Here is an 18,297-nt window from a genome sequence, read left to right as displayed (position 1 = left end):
TTTTAATACCATTCGTACTATCTTATTTCGACTTTCCCTTTGCAGATACTTCCCTTAGTATTCTACCGCTAGAAACATCATGTAAAAAATAATTATGATCATGAAGGATTTTAAAATCATTGACAACAAAGAGGCCAGGCAGTTTGAGGCGCATATTGCCGGACAGCTGGCTAAAGTAATTTATGAGAGGAATGGAACCCGTATTTTCCTGACCGGGGCTGAAGTGCCGCCGGTGCTGGAAAAGCAAGGTGTGTTACCAATGATGCTGGGAAAGGTTATGGAGGAAATTTCTGCACAGAATATCCGCATGGTGCCGTCCAGTAAAAAAGTAGCAGAATTTGTTCGCAGCAATCCTAAATGGAAAACCCTGCTGGCGCACGGTTTACATATATAGCTCTTTATTTTACATTTGACATTTAGTTATTTAATTATTTGCCAGCCCGTCTGTATCATCAGAGAGTAAGAATGGCGGAAGATTCATCAGACACAGATACCAGTCAAATAACTAAATAACTAAATATTCAAATGTCCTCTTACCTGATCCCCATCTTCGCCTTTACTGCACCCATCAGGTCGTCGGCTTCTGCGGATACCAATACCGCGTCTCTGGAGTTATCAATCACCAGCGTATAGCCCTTTTCGTTAGCTACCGCCTTTAAAATCTTTTTTGCCTTATCCAGGATAGGTGCCAGCAACTGCTGCTCCCTGTTACTCATGGCCTGTTCGGACATTTCTTTATATTTCTGGATATTGGCAGATAATGATTTGATCTCGTTAAGCTTAACTTCTTTCAGCGTCTCGCTTATTTTGTTATGCGTGCTGTCGTATTCCGTCACTTTTCTCGTGTACTCAGCTACCAGCTGCTGCCCGTCTGTATTTAATTTATCCTGTAAAATATTCAGAGAATCTCCTGCCAGTTTACTTTCCGGCATCATGGCAATCATTTGCTGAAAATTGATATAGCCCATTTTGGATTGGGCCAAAAGAACAGTTTTCCCTAACAGTAAAATGCAAAGTGTACAGATATATTTCATCCGGGATAATTTCTACAATGATAATAGTCCAGTTGTGAAATATTCTTTAACACGAATATAAAGTAATGTTAAAGTAACGCGGGAAATTGTCTTGGGACACTGATTTAGATGATTATGATGATTCCGCTGATTTTATTTTGAAGCTACTTTAAGATACTGATTACTAATAAATACCAATTGTTATCTAATAACGTTTGTTTTATACATATAATTTTGCGATATGTTTTAAAAAAATATCAACGGAATCATCATAATCATCTAAATCAGCGTTCCAGGACAATTTCCGCGTAGGGGTAAACGCATAGAAAGGTGTCGTATAATAAATCAGTTCAATTGGCAGAAGGAATTATATTTGACGTTAGATATCAAACCCTGGGCATGGAATTTATAAATCCGGCTAACGCTGCAGCACCGGTAATAGAAAACTCATTAACATTTGAACAGGTTTTTAAAACTCATTTTAAAGGCTTGCATGCCTATGCATGTACATTATTAAAAGACGAAGTGATGGCAGAAGAGATGGTACAGAATGTCTTTTGTAAACTGTGGGAAAAATCAGGTGATATAAAGATAAAGCAATCTGTTTCGGGATACCTGTACCGGGCGGTATATCATGAATGTATTAATTACCTGCGGCATCAGAAAGTAAAAGCAGCCCACCAGGCGCACACAAAGTACCAGATGAGCAACGACCAGGATATTGGAAACGCATCAGGCAAGGTAATGTTGCGTGAACTGGAAGAGAAGCTGGAAGCAGCTTTGATGGCGTTGCCAGAGAAATGCCGTACCGTTTTTCAGCTCAGCCGCTTTGAAGAACTGAAATACCAGGAAATAGCAGATCGCCTGGATATCTCTATAAAAACTGTGGAAAACCAGATGGGTAAAGCGTTGCGCTTACTACGGCTCAACCTGGTGGATTTCCTGCCCTTGTTAATAATTTTGCTCCACCTGTAAAAGTGCTTCCGTGAAAAATACATCTACACATATAAATGACGACCTGCTGGTAAAACATCTGCTGGATATCACCACACCATCCGAAAAGGCAGCTGTAACCGCATGGCTGGCAGAGAAAGCGGAGCACCAGCGCTACTTTGAACATTTCCGCCTGATATGGGAAGAGAGCAGGAAACTGGCTGCTGTAAGCACTGTGAATGAAAACGACGCATGGTCGCGCTTCCGGCAACGGGTAGGAGCCGACGAAAATACTACCCGCATTGTAAAAATGGATACGGGCTTAGCCTGGCGACCTGTTCTCCGGATTGCAGCAGTACTCATTATCATGATAGGCGTTGCCGGCGCATGGTTTATTTCCAACCAGCGTAACGCACAGCTGATCGTAAGCTCCGGCGAACAAATTAAACGGGATGTGTTGCCGGACGGCTCACAGGTAACGCTGAATAAACAATCTACTATCACCTACGCAGGCAATAATAAACAACGCCTGGTAAAACTGGAAGGAGAAGCATTTTTTAACGTGGCGCAGGATCCGGGCAAACCCTTTGTGATCAAGGTAAATGATGTGACCGTACGGGTACTGGGCACTTCCTTCAATGTTAAAAGTACACGCGGCAAAACAGAAGTAATTGTGGAAACCGGCGCCGTGGAGGTAACCAAGAACAAGAACAGTGTACAGCTGAAACAACATGAAAAAGCAGTGGTAACCGAGCAGCAGGAAGCACCCAGCAAGCAAAGCAATACAGATGAGCTGTACAGCTATTACCGCACCCAAACATTTGTGTGCAACAATACTCCTTTATGGAAGCTGGTGGAGATCCTCAATGAAGCGTATGGTGTAAACATCGTTATTGCCAACAATGCCAAACGCGATTTACAGATTAATTCTACCTTTACCAACAGTTCGCTGGATAGTACTTTAAAAGTGATCGGGCTTACTTATGAGATTGCCGTTGAAAAACAGGGATCACAAATTATACTGAAATAATAGCCTTCGTACTGTATGTTACCACCTAAGCATTTGCTGACCTTTTTATTCGTTTGTTGTTTTTCATTACCACTGGCTGCACAGCAGCTGCTTAATAAAACGGTTAGCATTGAAGCAAAGCAACGGCCGCTTTCGGAAGTACTGACCGCTATCAGCAAACAGGGGGATTTTTATTTTTCCTATCTCAGTACTATACTCCCGCAAGATAGCCTGGTGAACATCTCCGTAAAAAATAAAAGTGTAAAACAGGTACTCGATATTTTATTCAACGGTGATTTTGTATATAAAGAATCAGGGAACTATATCATCTTGCTGAGAAAAACGCAGGGACAGGTTTACTACCTGATCAGCGGGGTAGTCACGGACCGGAAAACGGGACAACGGCTACCCAATGCGAGTGTGTATGAACGACAGCAACTCATTTCTACGCTAACAAACAACGACGGTTACTTCAGGCTGCGGTTAAGGGATAAATATCCTACCGCAGCCATTAGTGTTAGTAAGGACCTGTATGCAGATACCTCTTTGCTGCTTACCACAGGCTACGACCAGGAGATAGCGGTAAGCATTGCTCCTGCTACGTACCAGCTGAAAGTGGTGGATATTACCGGGCATACACGGGTAGAAAAAACCTGGTTGGGAAATATGTTTTTATCCTCCCGTCAGAAATTAACCAGTTTGAATATTGGCGGCTTCCTGGCTGATAAGCCTTACCAGGTATCGCTTACACCAGGCCTGGGCACGCATGGCCGGATGAGCGGGCAGGTAGTGAATAAGTTTTCCATGAATATGCTGGGCGGTTATGCCGCAGGGGTAGATGGTGTGGAAATAGGCACCGTGTTCAATATTGTGAAAAATGATATGCAGCATGTACAGGTGTCGGGGCTGGTAAATATAGTGGGTGGAAAAACGAAGGGCGTTCAGCTGGCAGGGTTGCACAACAATGTGCTTGACTCCATGAAAGGCTTGCAGGTAGCAGGTGTTAGCAATATTACGGAGGGAAATATGGAAGGCGTGCAACTTACCGGCGCTATTGGCCAGGTGCGTAAGAATATGGAGGGCGTATCCGTTAGTGGGATTGGCGGTATTAACCGCGGCCATACACAGGGCTGGCAGGTAGCAGGGGCATTCACGTATAACGGTAAAAATCTTGATGGGCTGCAACTGAGCGGCATAGGCAATTACAACAGAGAAGATGCCCACGGCGCCCAGATTGCGGGCGTAGGCAATATCAACCGCGGAGTGATGAAAGGTGTGCAGCTCGCCAGCATTTTCAACTACGCAAAGCAAATGGATGGAGTACAGATTGGCCTGGTGAATATTGCAGATACGGTAAACGGGTATAGCATCGGTATCATCAGTATTGTGCGCAGGGGCTATAAGAAGGCAGTACTGTTCAGCACGGATGTGCTGCCGTTTAATATTGCCTGGAAATCCGGTCGCAGTGAGCTGTATAGCATCCTGCTGGGCGGCGCCGACTTTGAGAAAAACAGCAGGGCATGGTCACTTGGTTACGGGGTAGGAAAGATCATTCCAATCAATAAAAGGTTGTCTTTAGCCGCCGAAATTACAGGGCAGAATCTTTTCCTGGGCGCCTGGGAAAACGATGCACAGATTTTCCGTATACAGCCTTCTCTCAATATAAAATTATCCAAACGGATCAGTTTTTTTGCAGGACCTGCGCTTGCTATTTATACTGCTGATAAAGTAGTGCCCATGCCGGGTTATAAGTCCACCGATTTTGGCGCGCACTATCCCTCTTTCAGTATAGGCAATTCTGTTACCGGATGGCTGGGATGGCAGGCAGGCATCAGTCTTTTTTAAGTTTTTGCATAGGGGTATAAGTTCTTCAACGTGTCGTTATACAGTACGAAATAACTAACACACCATGAGAACATTTTACTTCAGCAGCCGGATCATTTGTTTTTCTGTTTCCGTTTTATTCTTTGCTACTGCGGCGTATGCGCAAACGCCGCTGACCAGTCCTGCGCATATTGGTTTGGTGTATCCGTTGAGCAGCAATGGAAAAAATGCAGCAGCTTATACCAATCATTTTTCCTTACATATTATTGCCGGTGTATCCAAAGCTGAAACCGGCGCAGCTATTGCCGGTGTTTCCAATATTGTTAAAGACAGCGCTACCGGCGCACAGGTAGCTGGCTTTTCCAATCATATCGGTAAAACATTTCACGCTGTTACCGTGGCCGGTTTTATGAACCAGGTAAAAACCAGTGGAAACGGTGCTATGGTAGCGGGGTTCCTGAACACAGCCGGCAGTATGCATGGTTTCCAGATGGCGGGTTTTGCCAATCTCGTGCCGCGTAATGTGGATGGTACGCAGGTAGCCGGCTTTATGAATATGGCCGCTAATAATTCACAGCTGCAGGTAGCAGGGTTCACCAACATGGCGAAAAAAGACGCCAATGTGCAGGTAGCCGGCTTTATGAATAAATCGGAAAACGTACACTCTCAGGTGGCAGGGTTTATCAATATTGCAAAAAAGGTAAAAGGTGTGCAGGTAGGTTTTATCAACATTGCCGATAGCAGCGAATGCCCTATAGGTGCGGTGAACATTGTGAAGGGCGGAGAAATGCAGGTGAGTGTAAGCATCGATGAAACGGCTACAACAATTGCTTCTTTCAAATCAGGTGGAAAAATATTGTACGGTATCCTTGGGGCAGGATATAATTTAAAGGATAACCCTAATCCTTTGTATGCCCTGCAAGCTGGTATCGGCGCGCATTGGCCGCTGTTATCACATTTCAGGATCAACGCAGAAGCTACCACCCTGGTGCTCACTGATTTCAAAAAAGGATATTATCACCGGCAATCGCTGGGCATATTTCCCGCCTATCGCTTTGGCAGCAGGGTAGAAGTATTTGCCGGTCCTACCTTTAATTTCGTGCAAACAGAACATGGGGTAGGGCAGGGAATAAGTAACCATTATATCTGGTCGGAATACAGGAGGAACGATAAATTCCATGGAGGATACATCGGCGGAACAGCGGGTGTACAGGTAAGGATATAATTGTTATTTAGCGGAGGAAACGGGCTTCCTCCGCTAATTTTTTTTATTTTGAGATAGTATATTTCAATACATTTCCTTCCAGCATTGCGGGTACAATAGCGTTGCTGGCGGCATCCAGTGTAAAATCGGCCGGACCAGCAATCAGTTCCTGGTTTAGTGTGGTAATACGACCACTGGCCAGATCCAGTTTAAGCAGTACTCCCTTCTTCTCGAAAGCTACCCAGTCGGATATGACCAGTTGTTTATTGTGATCCGTGAGCGCAATGCCATCATAATAGCCTAACCTGTTTGTAAGTGGCGTGGATACTTTTTCTGCAGCGTTCATATCAATATAACCAATTTGCCCGTTCGGTGCATTATCGCTGCCAAAGCCGCATACATACAGCTTCTTGCTCTGCGCATCGTATACTACGCCATTGGTACCTTTTACAGGATGGGTATATACCAGTTCTTCCGCGCGGGGATTTTTTCCCAGGTGTACCAGGAAGAGTTTATTTACATCAGTAGCAGAGGCCACCAGTGTGGAATCGTTAATAGCTGTGATATCATTGAGAAAAGCAGTGGCAGGTGCAAGGTCTATATTGTATAGTTGCGCACCTGAAGTAATATCATATCCCTTTACTTTATCGATATCTGCTACAAAAAGGGTGTGATGCAGGATGAATGCGCCTTTAGGGGCATCCAGTCCCGTGGCCAGCACCTGGTGATCCCCTTTTTTGTTCATCCGGAAAATGATCCCGTTACCATCTTTTTTGGTAGGATTTGCACCTTCGCCTATATCGGCAATATAGTAGCTGCTGTTATCCGTAGCCACGCTTTCCGGGGCATGCATAAAGGATGCGTTATTGAGCCGCTGCTGTGCAAATGTATGGCTGGCCATCAGGATGAAAGCCATCATGGGTATACGTTTCATAGTTATCTGTTATTTTTTATCAAAGGTATTACTGCCGGGAATGAAGCAATAGCAGGAATCGTTCAAAAAATAGCATTTTTGGTTCGTTGTGCATTTTTTGGCGTAATGCCATAAAGCTGCCGGTATTGTTTTATAAAGTAAGATACATTTTCAAAACCGCATTCATAGGCAATTTCATTAACATTGTTGCTGGAATGCAGCAGCAGTTCACGGGCATGTTTCAGGCGCTCTTCATTGATCCATTTTTTGGGAGGGGCATCATAAAGGCGGGCAAATTCTCTTTTAAAGCTGCTTAGGCTTAAGCCGCACATTTTCGCATATTCTTCCAGGGTAAAAGGCTGAAAGAGATTATTGCGGATGACCAGGGAAATATTTTCCGCACTGTGGTCAAAAAGGCGCGACAGGAAAGCCCGGACTTCCTGCCGGTATTCGCCGCAGAGCAACAGCAGTAAGATCTCGTTTATTTTTAATTCCAGCAGCCGGTTGGTATGTATATGGGGATGTTCCAGGTAGCCCAGGATGCTGTTGCGCACCTGTAACAATTCATTTTTACAAGGGATGACTACCGGCAGTGTTGTTTTGATAGCAGGGCCGGGGGCGCCGTCTTCACTGGCAAAGGAGCGCAGGAGCGTATCATCCATGCATATCATCAGCGATTGGTAATCGGCGCCATCCGTAATGAAATCAGTCATAAAATACACCCCCCTTCTCAGCAGCAGGAGGTCGCCCGCGTGGGCAATCAGGTCGCCTTCCTGGAAGTGCAGTTGTTTGGTACCCCGGAGAATGAACACCAGGCAGTTTTCTGTAAGGAAGCCCTGTTCTTTACCGGCTTCGGTTGATTGCCTGAACCAGGCCACTACCGACTTTCCGGCGTGTTGCAGCTGAACGGCGGGGATATTTTCGAAAGCTTTTGGGTATCGTGGTAACATGCTATAAAAATACGGATTAGCGTGGAATTATATGTTTATGGCATTGTATTTGGTGAAATGATGTTAAACGCAACACAATATGAAAACATGGTTCTACCTGCCGCTGCTGTTACTGGGTTTTATATTGCCCGGTTGCACCAAAACCACCAATGAAGTAGTTATTCCCAATCAAACCATTTTGTTCGAAATAAGTCCAAACGACTGGGGTCAGGATTCGGATGGTACCTTCTTTTATTCCATTCCCGTATCGGAATTAAATAACGTAAACCAGCTGGATGGCGTAATTGTTTCCATGGCCAGGTATAGTGCGGCAAATCCGACAGTGGTACCACAGGCATTTGAATTACTGCCGCAGGTATATAACAATCAATCCTATTTTGTTATCCACGATGATCAGAGCGTAGAGGTAGATATTAAAGGTGTGAATGGCGCTGCTTCACAGAAGCCAGCTGCCAAGGTAAGGATCAAAATTGTATTGGTGCCTTCAGCACAATAAACCGGCTTTACCATTTCTCAACATATAAAAAAAGGCTTCCGTATTGAGCGGAAGCCTTTTTTATGCCCGTTATTACAGAACCATAATAATAAGATAACAACCATTCTTCACAGTAAATAGTAGATACCACGGGAATTTTACTATTTTCCATTTTCGTATGATCCCTTTACAGTGTACATGAAAATTTATAACGACTAATGGATAACAGAAGAGATTTTATTAAAAAGGCAGCATTGCTATCCGGGGCTGCCGGTGTTTTCAGCGCCTTGCCAGCTTCTATTCAGCGGGCAATGGCCATTGATCCCAAGCCCGGTACCACTTTCCTGGATGCAGAGCATATTGTAGTGCTGATGCAGGAAAACCGGTCGTTTGACCACTGTTATGGAACGCTCCGGGGAGTGCGGGGCTATAATGATCCACGTGCTATACAACTGCCCAACAAGAACCTGGTATGGCTGCAGAGTAATGCAAAGAATGAAACTTATGCCCCCTTCCGGCTTAATATGAAGGAAACAAAGGCCACCTGGATGAGCAGCCTGCCGCATTCATGGGGCAACCAGGTAGATGCCCGTAACAACGGTAAATACGATCAGTGGCTGCTGGTAAAGAAATCAGGCAATAAGGAATGGGCGCCTATGCCGCTCACCCTGGGTTATTATAACCGGGAAGATATCCCGTTCTATTATTCCCTGGCCGATGCTTTCACAGTGTGCGATCAGAATTTCTGTTCTTCCTTAACCGGTACCACACCAAACAGGCTTTACCTGTGGACGGGTACCGTGCGCGACGAACAAAAGGCAGATTCCAAAGCCAATGTATGGAATGAGGATGTAGATTACGGACGTGAAGCGCATTGGACCAGTTTTCCCGAACGGTTGGAAGACAACGGCATTTCCTGGAAAATTTATCAGAATGAAATCAGTGCAGCCGGTCTGGAAGGGGAGAAGGACGGGATGCTGGCTAACTTTACAGATAATCCCATAGAATGGTTTGCCGCCTATAATGTGCGTTTTGCTGCCGGTCATATTCAATACCTGCAACGTAAAATAAAAGAACTTCCGGAAGAAATAAGAAGCCTGGAATCAAAGCTGGGCAGCGCTTCAGGAGAAGAAGCCGCCAAACTGCAAAAGAAACTGGAGCGGCAGAAAGCAGCGCTGGAACAGGCAAAGGTGGATGCTGAAAAATTTACCGTAGCTAACTTTGCCAAATTATCCCGGCGGGCACAAAATCTCCATAACAAAGCATTTACTACCAACATTGCCGACCCCGACTACCACGAGCTGGAAACCCTTACCTACAAGGATGGGGATACAGAAAGAACCGTACAGGTGCCTAAAGGCGATATACTGCACCAGTTCAGAACAGATGTAAATGAGGGCAAGCTGCCCACCATTTCATGGCTGGTAGCGCCGGGTGAGTTCTCAGACCATCCGGGATCACCATGGTATGGCGCCTGGTATGTGTCTGAAGTATTGGATATCCTCACCCGCAGGGAAGAGGTATGGAAGAAAACCATTTTTATTTTATGTTATGATGAGAATGACGGTTATTTCGACCACGTGCCTCCGTTCACCGCGCCGCATAAGCCTGGTACCGGCAAGGTATCTGCAGGAATTGATACCGGCCTGGAATATGTAACACGCGAAGAAGAGCAGGCCAAGAAATACCTGGAAGCAGACGAGATCCGCGAAAGCCCTATCGGGTTGGGATACCGTGTTCCACTGGTCATAGCATCGCCCTGGAGCCGTGGTGGCTATGTGAATTCACAGGTATGCGACCATACGTCCATCCTGCAGCTGATGGAGCATTTCCTGCAACATAAAACCGGCAAGCCAATTAAGGAAACCAATATCTCCGCATGGCGCCGTACTGTTTGCAGCGATCTTACTTCTGTATTCCGGCCTTTTAACGGTGAAAAAATTTCAGTTCCTTTCCCGGAAAGGAACGAGTTTATTGAAACTATCTATAACGCGAAGTTCAAGAAACTACCGGATGAATTCAAGCTGCTTACCGCAGAAGAAATTGCAAAGATCAATGCCAACCCCGCTACGGCAGAATGGATGCCGCAGCAGGAAAAGGGCACCCGTGCTTCCAACGCACTGCCTTATGAACTGTATGTGGGAGGAAAACTGGATGCCGGCAAAAAATCATTCGGGATCAGTTTTGAAGCCGGCAACAAAGTGTTTGGCGATCGTGCGGCAGGTGCTCCTTTCAACGTGTATGCACCAGGCAAATATTTGCAGGAAGACACACAAACCATGGAGCCTGTAAGAACCTGGTCCTATGCCGTAAAGGCAGGTGATCAGCTGAAAGATACCTGGCCGCTGTCATCTTTTGAAGACGCGCATTATCACCTGAGGATATATGGCCCTAACGGGTTTTACCGGGAATTTACCGGTGATGCCTCCGATCCTGAGGTGGAGATAATATGCAATTATCAACGCGGTATTACCAACAGTAAAAAACTAACCGGCAACGTGGAGCTGAAACTGGTAAATTATGGTACACAACCGGCTACATTTATCATTGCCGACCTGGGATATAAAAAAGGTGTGCTGAAGAAAACGGTGGCTGCGCGCACCACTGCCACACTGGTAATAGACCTGGCTAAGAGCCAGGGTTGGTACGACTTTTCAGTAAAGACTTCCGGCAGCGACCTTTTCTCGCAGCGTTTTGCCGGCAGGGTGGAAACAGGTAAGGAAAGCATCAGCGACCCGGTAATGGGAAGAGTATAATTTATATTCACAACGACAGGAAAGAAGGCGTTTCCCCTTAAAGGAAGCGCTTTCCTTTTTATTGCCGTTACCAGTATTTTACATTGCCACCTCCAGGGGTAATTTCTTTGTCGGCTTCCAGCTGTATCCATATCATCCGTTATGATCCAGGAACTGAAAACAAATGTGTCTAACCTGTAGGAACATCATCATCAACTTGTAACCGGTAAATTGCAACAGGGAGAAGATTAAAAAAATGAGGACGTTTTATTTAACCAACAGGGGCATTATTTTGTTTCATGATATGATAACTGTCCGAACTAAATTATCACATTTTTGTTATTTGTTTTTTTGTATATTGACTAACGTGTAAAGATCCCGATGCCTCGAAACTCCACATATCATTAATTATATTAAATCATCCAAAATCGTCCTTTATGAAACTTTCTTCCCGTCACCTGCCTTTAATGTTCCTGTTTGCCGTAATCCTGGCATTTGCTGCCTGCTCCAAAGACGGAGCCCAGGGGCCTGCCGGTAATCCTGGTCCTGCCGGCCCCGGTGGTCCTGCTGGCCCTGCTGGCCCTAAAGGGGATACCGGTGTCGCCAATGTGATTTATTCTGACTGGCTTGATGTAGCCTTCGACAGTATCCGCGATCAGAACGGGGTGCCTACCGGCGATGGTTTTGTTGGCGCCGTTGAAATCCCAAAGCTTACCAAAGAAATACTGACCAAGGGCGTTGTCAATGTTTATTTTAACCTCGACTCTGCAGATGCACCTTACATTGTGCCTTTGCCATACCTGGATCCCTACATGTTTGTGAGCTTCCAGGCGGCTGAGGGTGGAATTCTCATTCTTTCGAGCCATGATCTCAGCTCGGGCAGTTTCCCCGGTGAAAAAGTGATCCGGCAGTTTCGCTATGTGCTGGTACCGGGAGGTGTGGCTGCCCGCAGCGCCAGCGGTGGAGTAGATTGGAAAGATTATAAATCAGTGCAAAAATACCTGGGGTTAAAAGATTAACAACGTATGCCTGGTAAGAGGTATCAAAAATAAATGAAGGCGTTTTGCTTTAACCGGCTGCCGCCTCCATCCGGTAACTGAAAAGAGGGTGTATCATACTTTGATACACCCTCTTTGTTGCAGTATATGCACAGTTTGTTCCGCAGCGGCTACGCCCGCTGGAGCGTGGATCCTGTATAGCGGCCTATTCCTGTAAACGGCTTTTAATTTGATAGGAAACAGGGTATGAAGAAGCTCCTGTTGATCACATTGTTTGCATACATGCTGTATGGTTGTAGTTCCCCTTCAGCGCCGGCTACCTCTGATGAGCATATCAGCCCACGCAATACGGGGATTACTCCCGAAAATGCCTATAACGACCTGTTCCTGGACAGTACAGCGATAGCGGCATTCATTACTTCGCAAAAACTGAACGACACCATTGCCGACAGGATCCGCAGCTTTTATAATGCCCGCAATTTTGAATTTGCATGGTTCGACAGCCGGGGACCGGTGGAACAGGCTGCTGCATTCCGGAGCCTGTATAATTACAGCAGGGACAGCATAAGTAACCGTGCGCTTGACAGGCGGCTGGATGACCTTATGAATGAAGACAGCCTGGAGATCAGCTCTTCTGATAAAGAGATCATTAAAACAGAGCTGCAACTTACCTGGCGGCTTATCAATTATTTCCGGGAAACCGGCGGCAGTATTGGTCAGCTTGAGCATATGGTGCCGGCCCAGCGCTATCCGGTGATGGAACTGGCCGATTCCATGCTTCGAACCAATGATAAAGTATTCCCGGCAGTAGCCCCCATGAAAGAACCGCTCAAAGCCTACCGGGAATATGTCGGCAAAGGAGGCTGGCAGCCCTTGCAGCCAGTAAAGAAGGGATTAAAGAAAGGACAATCAGCTCCGGAAATCATCGCCATAAAAAAACGGCTGCAGATCACCGGCGAGTTAAAGCCCGGTGACAGTACAGATGTATTTAACGACGAACTGGAAGCGGCTATCAATGCCTTCCGTAACAGTAACGGGTACACGCCGAACGGGGTGTTGAACGATACCGTGATCAACGCCCTGAATATTTCCGCTGAAGAACGGTTACAACAACTGCTGCTGAATATGGAGCGCATGAAATGGATGCCTGTAAAGCCGCAGGGAAAGCTGATCCTCGTAAATATACCGGCCTTTGTATTGCATGTGACGGATGGAGATAAGCGCCTGTTTGATATGGATATTGTTGTGGGAAAAGAAGGGCATAGTACTACTATGTTCTCCGGAATGCTGAACCAGGTAGTGTTCAGCCCTTACTGGAATATTCCCCGCAGCATTGTGCGGAAAGAGATCCTGCCTGCAGTTCAGCGTAACAAGGGCTACCTGGCTTCCAAACACATGGAAGTAACAGGGGAGGCCAATGGCTTGCCGGTCATCCGCCAGAAGCCCGGTGCGCATAATGCATTGGGCAGGGTTAAGTTCCTGTTCCCCAATAGTTACAATATTTACTTTCATGATACGCCTGAGAAAGCGCTTTTTGAGCGGGATAACAGGGCTTACAGTCATGGTTGTATCAGGTTAAAAGACCCTGTAAAAATGGCGCAGTTTGTTTTGGAGGACTCACCTCAATGGACCAACGAAAGAATTGACAGTGCCATGAATAGCGGGAAAGAAAAATTTGTGGCGGTAAAAGATCCGGTACCAGTGATCATTACTTATTTCACTACCTGGATGGAAGGAGGCAAATTACATTTTGCCTCCGATGTGTATGCGCATGATGTGGTATTTAAACAAAAGCTGTTTAAATAGTTTAAGACGCGCTGCTGTCTTTCACAAGGATCTTTGTATGTGCGGAATAATATTTGTCGGGGCTGTAAAGGAACAGGCAGGTACCATTACGGATGCTGCTGATCACTTTACGGTGCACATTTTCGGGAATGGCGGGACATCCCAGGCTACGGCCAATATAGCCTTGTAATTTACCGAGCTTGTCATTTACATAATCGGCGCTATGCATAACAATACCCCTGCTGAGGGCGTTATCGTTAATGCCGGCTTCTTCTCCTTCCAGGCGAAGGGAATAGCCGTGCTCGCCGGTATAGGTGTCGCCGGTGATATAGAAACCAAGACTGCTTTTAAAGCTGTTCATCTTGTTTGAAAAAGTATTGGCCATGTCTTTACCGGAATTCCGGCCATGGGATACCAGCGTGTTAAAAAGTAACAGCTTATTCTTCAGGTCTATTACAAACAAACGCTTTTTGGTACTGGGCAGGGAGAAGTCAATAATAGACAATACATCCGGGTTTTTAATCCGTCCGTTTTCCTGCAGATGCTCGTAGCCGGTCATGGCATTTTCAAATGCGTCTCTTGAAAGACCGGTGGTATCCAGCCGCATAATATCGTAGAGGCTTTCCCGTTGTACGGAATCCGTTTTAACAGCAGTAGACGGTTGCGCAGTGGCTGTGGATTTCGAGGGGCCCAGATTTGTAAAATTTGTAAATAGAAATACGAAAAGACTAATAGTAATTATAAAAATCAACGGTCTGATCACTTGCTTCAATTTCATGTTCACACTCCGTGGTTTATTGGTTTAGAGAAAATATAACTGGTTTAGAAAAAACATAGACAGCAAAGATAACCTTTTTTGGAGTGAAAATGCCCTAAAAGTCCCGTCTGAGGCCGCTGGACAGTTACTTTTAACAGGTTGTTCACATACATGAAAAATATGTATAGGTGGTTATTTCCGCCATAATCCTTAATTTATCTTAAAAAAATAGTGTTATGCCTGAATTACCCGATCTGCAAGCCTTCCGTCATAACCTGGAAAAGGCGCTGTTGCATAAAAAGCTGAAATCCGTTACAGTAAAGAATGCAAAGAAGCTGCGTGTTAAAGAAGCCGACCTGAAAGCTGCACTGGAGGGGCAGTCTTTAGAGCACATACAACGGGTGGGCAAGGAGCTGCATTTTGTATTCAAAAACAAACACGTGCTGGGAATGCACTTAATGCTGCATGGAAAGCTGTATTTATTTGAAAAGGAAAATGAACAAAAGCATACCATTGTAGAGTTGTTGTTTGCAGATGGCACAGGGCTGGCATTAACAGACTTCCAGGCCGCTGCTAATGTTCAACTGGATCCGGAAGAAAAAACAGCGCCTGATGCGTTGTCGGACGACTTCAACGAGAATTATCTCAAAGAGCAACTGGCAAAGAAAAAAATCACCATTAAGAAATACCTGCTGGATCAGCACAATGTGCTGGGAATCGGGAATGCTTATGCAGATGATATCCTGTGGGATGCAAAGATCTCTCCTTTTTCCATCTCCAATAAAATACCCGCACCTAAAATCAAAGCACTTTTGAAATCTGTAAAGAAGATCCTGGAAGCCGCTGAAAAGAAGATCCTGAAAAGTAATCCTGATATCATCAACGGTGAAGTGCGCGATTTTATGCTGGTACACAATGCCAAATTAAGCGAAAGCCCGGGTGGAGCGCCTATTAAGAAAGACAGCAGCGGAGGCCGGAAAACCTATTATACCGACGAACAGGAATTGTTTGAATAAGATAATGGGCAGGCAGAGAACTATTTGAGCAATGTGATGAGCTGTGTTGCATTCTGAAGCGCATAGCCGTGCCCGTCGTTGTTAAAGAATGCCCAGACAGTATGTTTGTCCTGCTGCCATTCCCTGAACTTTCCCGCGTAGGTATCCATCGTTTTTTCAGGATATAGTTTATCATACCTGCCGTCCGGCCCGTGGAAACGAACGTAAATATGCTTTGCGGTAATGGCTTCTGCAAACGGCCACCGGTGCCCCGACAGGGCAATAACCCAGGCGATCTTATACTGCTGCAGCATTGCCATGGCTTCATCGGAGAGCCAGCTTTTATGCCGTGCTTCCAGTGCGAAATGATAGCCATGATAGGTTTTGGTAAGTATTCTGAAAAAGTGGTCCACCCTTTCTGTTTCAAACGCAGCAGAAGGAGGCAACTGGATCAGCACCGGCCCCAGGTGTTTTATAAAGGGATCAAAAATGTCAAAGAATCTGGGTAACGATTCTTCGGGATCCAGTAACCTTTTTACATGGGTGATATACCGGCTGATCTTAGGGCAGAAATAGAAACGGGCCGGTACTTTTTCTATCCATCCTTCTACAGTAGATGGTTTGGGGAGATGATAGAAGCTGGTGTTTATTTCTGTGACCTTGAATTTTTCTGCATAAAAAGAAAGGTAGCCGGCAGGCTTCAGCCCGGCAGGATAAAATATTTCCCTCCAGTGTTTATAGCTCCAGCCCGATGTGCCTATATGAATGCCTGTAGTTGCCATATCTTTTTTATAACAGCACTACAAATGTTATTCCCATAATACATAAGAAAGCGGCACCATTTCCGGTGCCGCTTTCTCATTAAGCAGGGTCCTGTGTATCAGGTAGTGAGTGCAATAGTGCCAGCCTCTTTTTCTTTGGGCTCATAAATGCCCGCCGCAATTTTTTCTACGAACAATTTCGGGAAGAATTTTGGCAACCAGGCATTCAGTTTATTGGTAAAGCCAGGTACAATTTCGGCCCTGCCTTTGAAGAGCCCTTCCACAGCTATTTTTGCTACCCTTTCCGGTGTCATGTTAAAACGGTTGGCCACGTTGCGGGTATAATCGCCCATGCGCGCCCGGTTTACAAAATCGGTGTCGGTACTGCCGGGGCTCAGTGCGCTCACTGATATGGGCGAATGCCTGAGCTCATACCGGAGCCCGCGGGTAAAGGAAAGTGCAAAGGCTTTCGTAGATGCGTAGATGTTAAGATAAGGCACCGTTTGATAAGCAGTAGTACTGGCCAGATTCAGCAGGTATGCTTTGGGGAATTTCCGCAGTACCGGTATATAGGCGTACGACAAACCCACCTGTGCCTTGATATTTACATCAATGATATTGAACTGCTCCTGTAGTGTAAGTTGCTCAAAAGGCCCGTTGATGCCATAACCGGCGTTGTTCACCACCACGGAAAGCGAATCATGCCAGGTACTGCTCCAGTCGGTGACGTTTTGCAGGGCATCGGGGGCCGACAGGTCCTGGTGCAGCGTATGTACATTAACGTGATACTGTGCTGCAATTGCTTCCGCTGTGGCAGATAGTGTTTTTGCATCTATATCTACCAGCAGCAAATGATAGTTTCTTTCCGCGAGTTGTGCAGCAATGGCTTTTCCTATTCCTTTGGCTGCGCCGGTTATTAATGCGTATGACATCGGATTATATTTTTAGAGAGATGGAGTGTTTACTTCTGCAAGGCTTTCGGGCCGGGCTTTTATATTCGCCCATTGCGGTTTGCCGCCATACAGATGTTGTTTGAGATGCGCCAGTTTATGATAAAAAGGCGTGGGGCTATTCGCTGTTTTGGGTTGGTAAGCGCCGGTGATAATTGGAATGTACATCACTCTTCTGCGGCTTTTTTCGCCGGTATAGGGCGATTGCTGCACACGGTGCCAGAGGCGCCCATCGTGAACGGTAAGGTCGCCGGCCTCAATATCAAAACCTACTTCCTTCTCATCGGGATTATTATCGATGAAGTACTTTTTCCTGAACAGGAGTTTCAGTAAGCCTTGCTCATGCGTGCCGGGCAATACTCTCAGTCCGCCGTTATCCAGCGGGCAGTTGTCGAGGTGAATACCCACGTTCAGCATGGGAAGGATACGTGAACCGAGAAACAGGTCCCGCGGGCTATCCGTATGCCACCCCAGTTGTTTGAACTGGCTCTCGGTAGTGTTTACATAATGATTTACCACCAGGCCGTCTTTTTCGTTTTCGCCTATCCTGCCGGAGTAGGGGCCCAGTAAAGTAGTGAGTGACTGAAGTCTCTGGTCTTTTAATAATTCACGCAACATGTTGCTGTAATGAGAGGCGAAAGCGATGCGTTGGATCAATGGGCTGCCATCCACGTCTGTACCGAATTTCAGGGGAATGCCGTTTACTTTCTGAATATTATTCCGGATCAGTAGTTCCTGTACACGTTGTACTTCTTCGTGTACGGCGGCGAGAGCGTTTTTGTCCAGGAAGCTTTTAAACTGTATGATACCATAGGTACGGAACCATGCAAGATGTGCTGCAGTTACTCCCCCGGAGAGGGAGAACACGGGTTGGTTTGTCGTTTTCATGACGAAAATTTTTTGTGTTGACAGTGATAAAACAGTTGTTGAAATAGTAAATGCTACAGCGGCAATTGGTGGAGTGGCCGCAGGGTGGGGTGGGTGTTAACAACAAC

Annotated in this window: 17 protein-coding genes; 10 read left to right on the top strand and 7 right to left on the bottom strand. The window is 45.9% G+C overall.

Features of this window, described 5'->3' with window-relative positions; translation table 11 throughout:
• Positions 1-100 precede the first annotated feature (100 nt).
• Entirely contained in the window at positions 101-394 is a 294-nt protein-coding gene (locus ABIE50_RS28885) for a GNAT family N-acetyltransferase (protein WP_185937270.1), read from the top strand.
• 139 nt (positions 395-533) lie between these two features.
• Here the strand turns inward: ABIE50_RS28885 and ABIE50_RS28880 are convergent, their stop codons facing one another.
• Positions 534-983, bottom strand: coding sequence for an OmpH/Skp family outer membrane protein (locus tag ABIE50_RS28880; protein WP_209862081.1), 450 nt, complete (start codon positions 981-983; stop codon positions 534-536).
• Positions 984-1,412: 429 nt separating this feature from the next.
• Here ABIE50_RS28880 and ABIE50_RS28875 point away from each other — a divergent pair, with 429 nt between their 5' ends.
• The 4 genes from ABIE50_RS28875 (at position 1,413) to ABIE50_RS28860 (ending at position 6,004) form a co-directional block, all read left to right on the top strand.
• Entirely contained in the window at positions 1,413-1,988 is a 576-nt protein-coding gene (locus ABIE50_RS28875; protein WP_209862078.1) for an RNA polymerase sigma-70 factor, read from the top strand.
• A 10-nt stretch (positions 1,989-1,998) separates the two neighbouring features.
• Positions 1,999-2,976, top strand: coding sequence for a FecR family protein (locus ABIE50_RS28870; protein WP_209862075.1), 978 nt, complete (start codon positions 1,999-2,001; stop codon positions 2,974-2,976).
• A gap of 15 nt (positions 2,977-2,991) precedes the next feature.
• Positions 2,992-4,800 carry an STN and carboxypeptidase regulatory-like domain-containing protein gene (locus ABIE50_RS28865; RefSeq protein ID WP_209862072.1) on the top strand — a complete coding sequence of 603 codons (1,809 nt, stop codon included), beginning with the start codon at positions 2,992-2,994 and terminating at the stop codon, positions 4,798-4,800.
• Positions 4,801-4,864: 64 nt separating this feature from the next.
• Positions 4,865-6,004, top strand: a complete 1,140-nt coding sequence (locus ABIE50_RS28860; RefSeq protein WP_209862070.1) for a hypothetical protein — start codon at positions 4,865-4,867, stop codon at positions 6,002-6,004.
• A gap of 43 nt (positions 6,005-6,047) precedes the next feature.
• Here ABIE50_RS28860 and ABIE50_RS28855 read toward each other — a convergent pair whose 3' ends face one another.
• Together ABIE50_RS28855 and ABIE50_RS28850 are read right to left on the bottom strand one after the other, a co-directional pair.
• Positions 6,048-6,917, bottom strand: coding sequence for a hypothetical protein (locus ABIE50_RS28855; protein ID WP_209862068.1), 870 nt, complete (start codon positions 6,915-6,917; stop codon positions 6,048-6,050).
• A gap of 62 nt (positions 6,918-6,979) precedes the next feature.
• A complete protein-coding gene (locus tag ABIE50_RS28850; protein ID WP_209862065.1) occupies positions 6,980-7,846 on the bottom strand; it encodes a helix-turn-helix transcriptional regulator in 867 nt (288 codons plus the stop codon).
• A gap of 79 nt (positions 7,847-7,925) precedes the next feature.
• Here ABIE50_RS28850 and ABIE50_RS28845 point away from each other — a divergent pair, with 79 nt between their 5' ends.
• The 4 genes from ABIE50_RS28845 (at position 7,926) to ABIE50_RS28830 (ending at position 13,860) form a co-directional block, all read left to right on the top strand.
• A complete protein-coding gene (locus ABIE50_RS28845; protein WP_209862063.1) occupies positions 7,926-8,342 on the top strand; it encodes a hypothetical protein in 417 nt (138 codons plus the stop codon).
• 197 nt (positions 8,343-8,539) lie between these two features.
• Positions 8,540-11,077: a phosphocholine-specific phospholipase C gene (locus tag ABIE50_RS28840; protein ID WP_209862060.1), complete on the top strand. Its 2,538-nt coding sequence runs from the start codon at positions 8,540-8,542 to the stop codon at positions 11,075-11,077.
• A gap of 416 nt (positions 11,078-11,493) precedes the next feature.
• On the top strand, positions 11,494-12,075 hold the full coding sequence (locus ABIE50_RS28835; protein WP_209862057.1) for a hypothetical protein: 582 nt from the start codon (positions 11,494-11,496) through the stop codon (positions 12,073-12,075).
• 225 nt (positions 12,076-12,300) lie between these two features.
• A complete protein-coding gene (locus ABIE50_RS28830; protein WP_209862054.1) occupies positions 12,301-13,860 on the top strand; it encodes a L,D-transpeptidase family protein in 1,560 nt (519 codons plus the stop codon).
• A 1-nt stretch (position 13,861) separates the two neighbouring features.
• Here the strand turns inward: ABIE50_RS28830 and ABIE50_RS28825 are convergent, their stop codons facing one another.
• Entirely contained in the window at positions 13,862-14,617 is a 756-nt protein-coding gene (locus ABIE50_RS28825) for a murein L,D-transpeptidase catalytic domain family protein (protein WP_209862051.1), read from the bottom strand.
• Positions 14,618-14,832: 215 nt separating this feature from the next.
• Between ABIE50_RS28825 and ABIE50_RS28820 the strand changes: the two genes are divergently transcribed.
• Positions 14,833-15,612 (top strand): Fpg/Nei family DNA glycosylase, encoded by a 780-nt coding sequence (locus tag ABIE50_RS28820; RefSeq protein ID WP_209862049.1) that lies wholly within the window; start codon positions 14,833-14,835, stop codon positions 15,610-15,612.
• Positions 15,613-15,632: 20 nt separating this feature from the next.
• On the opposite strand, the gene ABIE50_RS28815 is transcribed toward ABIE50_RS28820, so the two are convergent.
• From ABIE50_RS28815 to ABIE50_RS28805, 3 genes are all read right to left on the bottom strand, one after another.
• Positions 15,633-16,373, bottom strand: coding sequence for a DUF72 domain-containing protein (locus ABIE50_RS28815; RefSeq protein WP_209862046.1), 741 nt, complete (start codon positions 16,371-16,373; stop codon positions 15,633-15,635).
• A gap of 98 nt (positions 16,374-16,471) precedes the next feature.
• Entirely contained in the window at positions 16,472-17,284 is an 813-nt protein-coding gene (locus tag ABIE50_RS28810) for an SDR family NAD(P)-dependent oxidoreductase (RefSeq protein ID WP_209862043.1), read from the bottom strand.
• 12 nt (positions 17,285-17,296) lie between these two features.
• A complete protein-coding gene (locus tag ABIE50_RS28805; protein ID WP_209862041.1) occupies positions 17,297-18,190 on the bottom strand; it encodes a phytanoyl-CoA dioxygenase family protein in 894 nt (297 codons plus the stop codon).
• Positions 18,191-18,297 lie beyond the last annotated feature (107 nt).

Source organism: Chitinophaga sp. OAE865, assembly GCF_040546735.1.
Taxonomy (GTDB): Bacteria; Bacteroidota; Bacteroidia; order Chitinophagales; family Chitinophagaceae; genus Chitinophaga; species Chitinophaga polysaccharea_A.
This window is presented reverse-complemented; position numbering and strand designations above follow the sequence as displayed.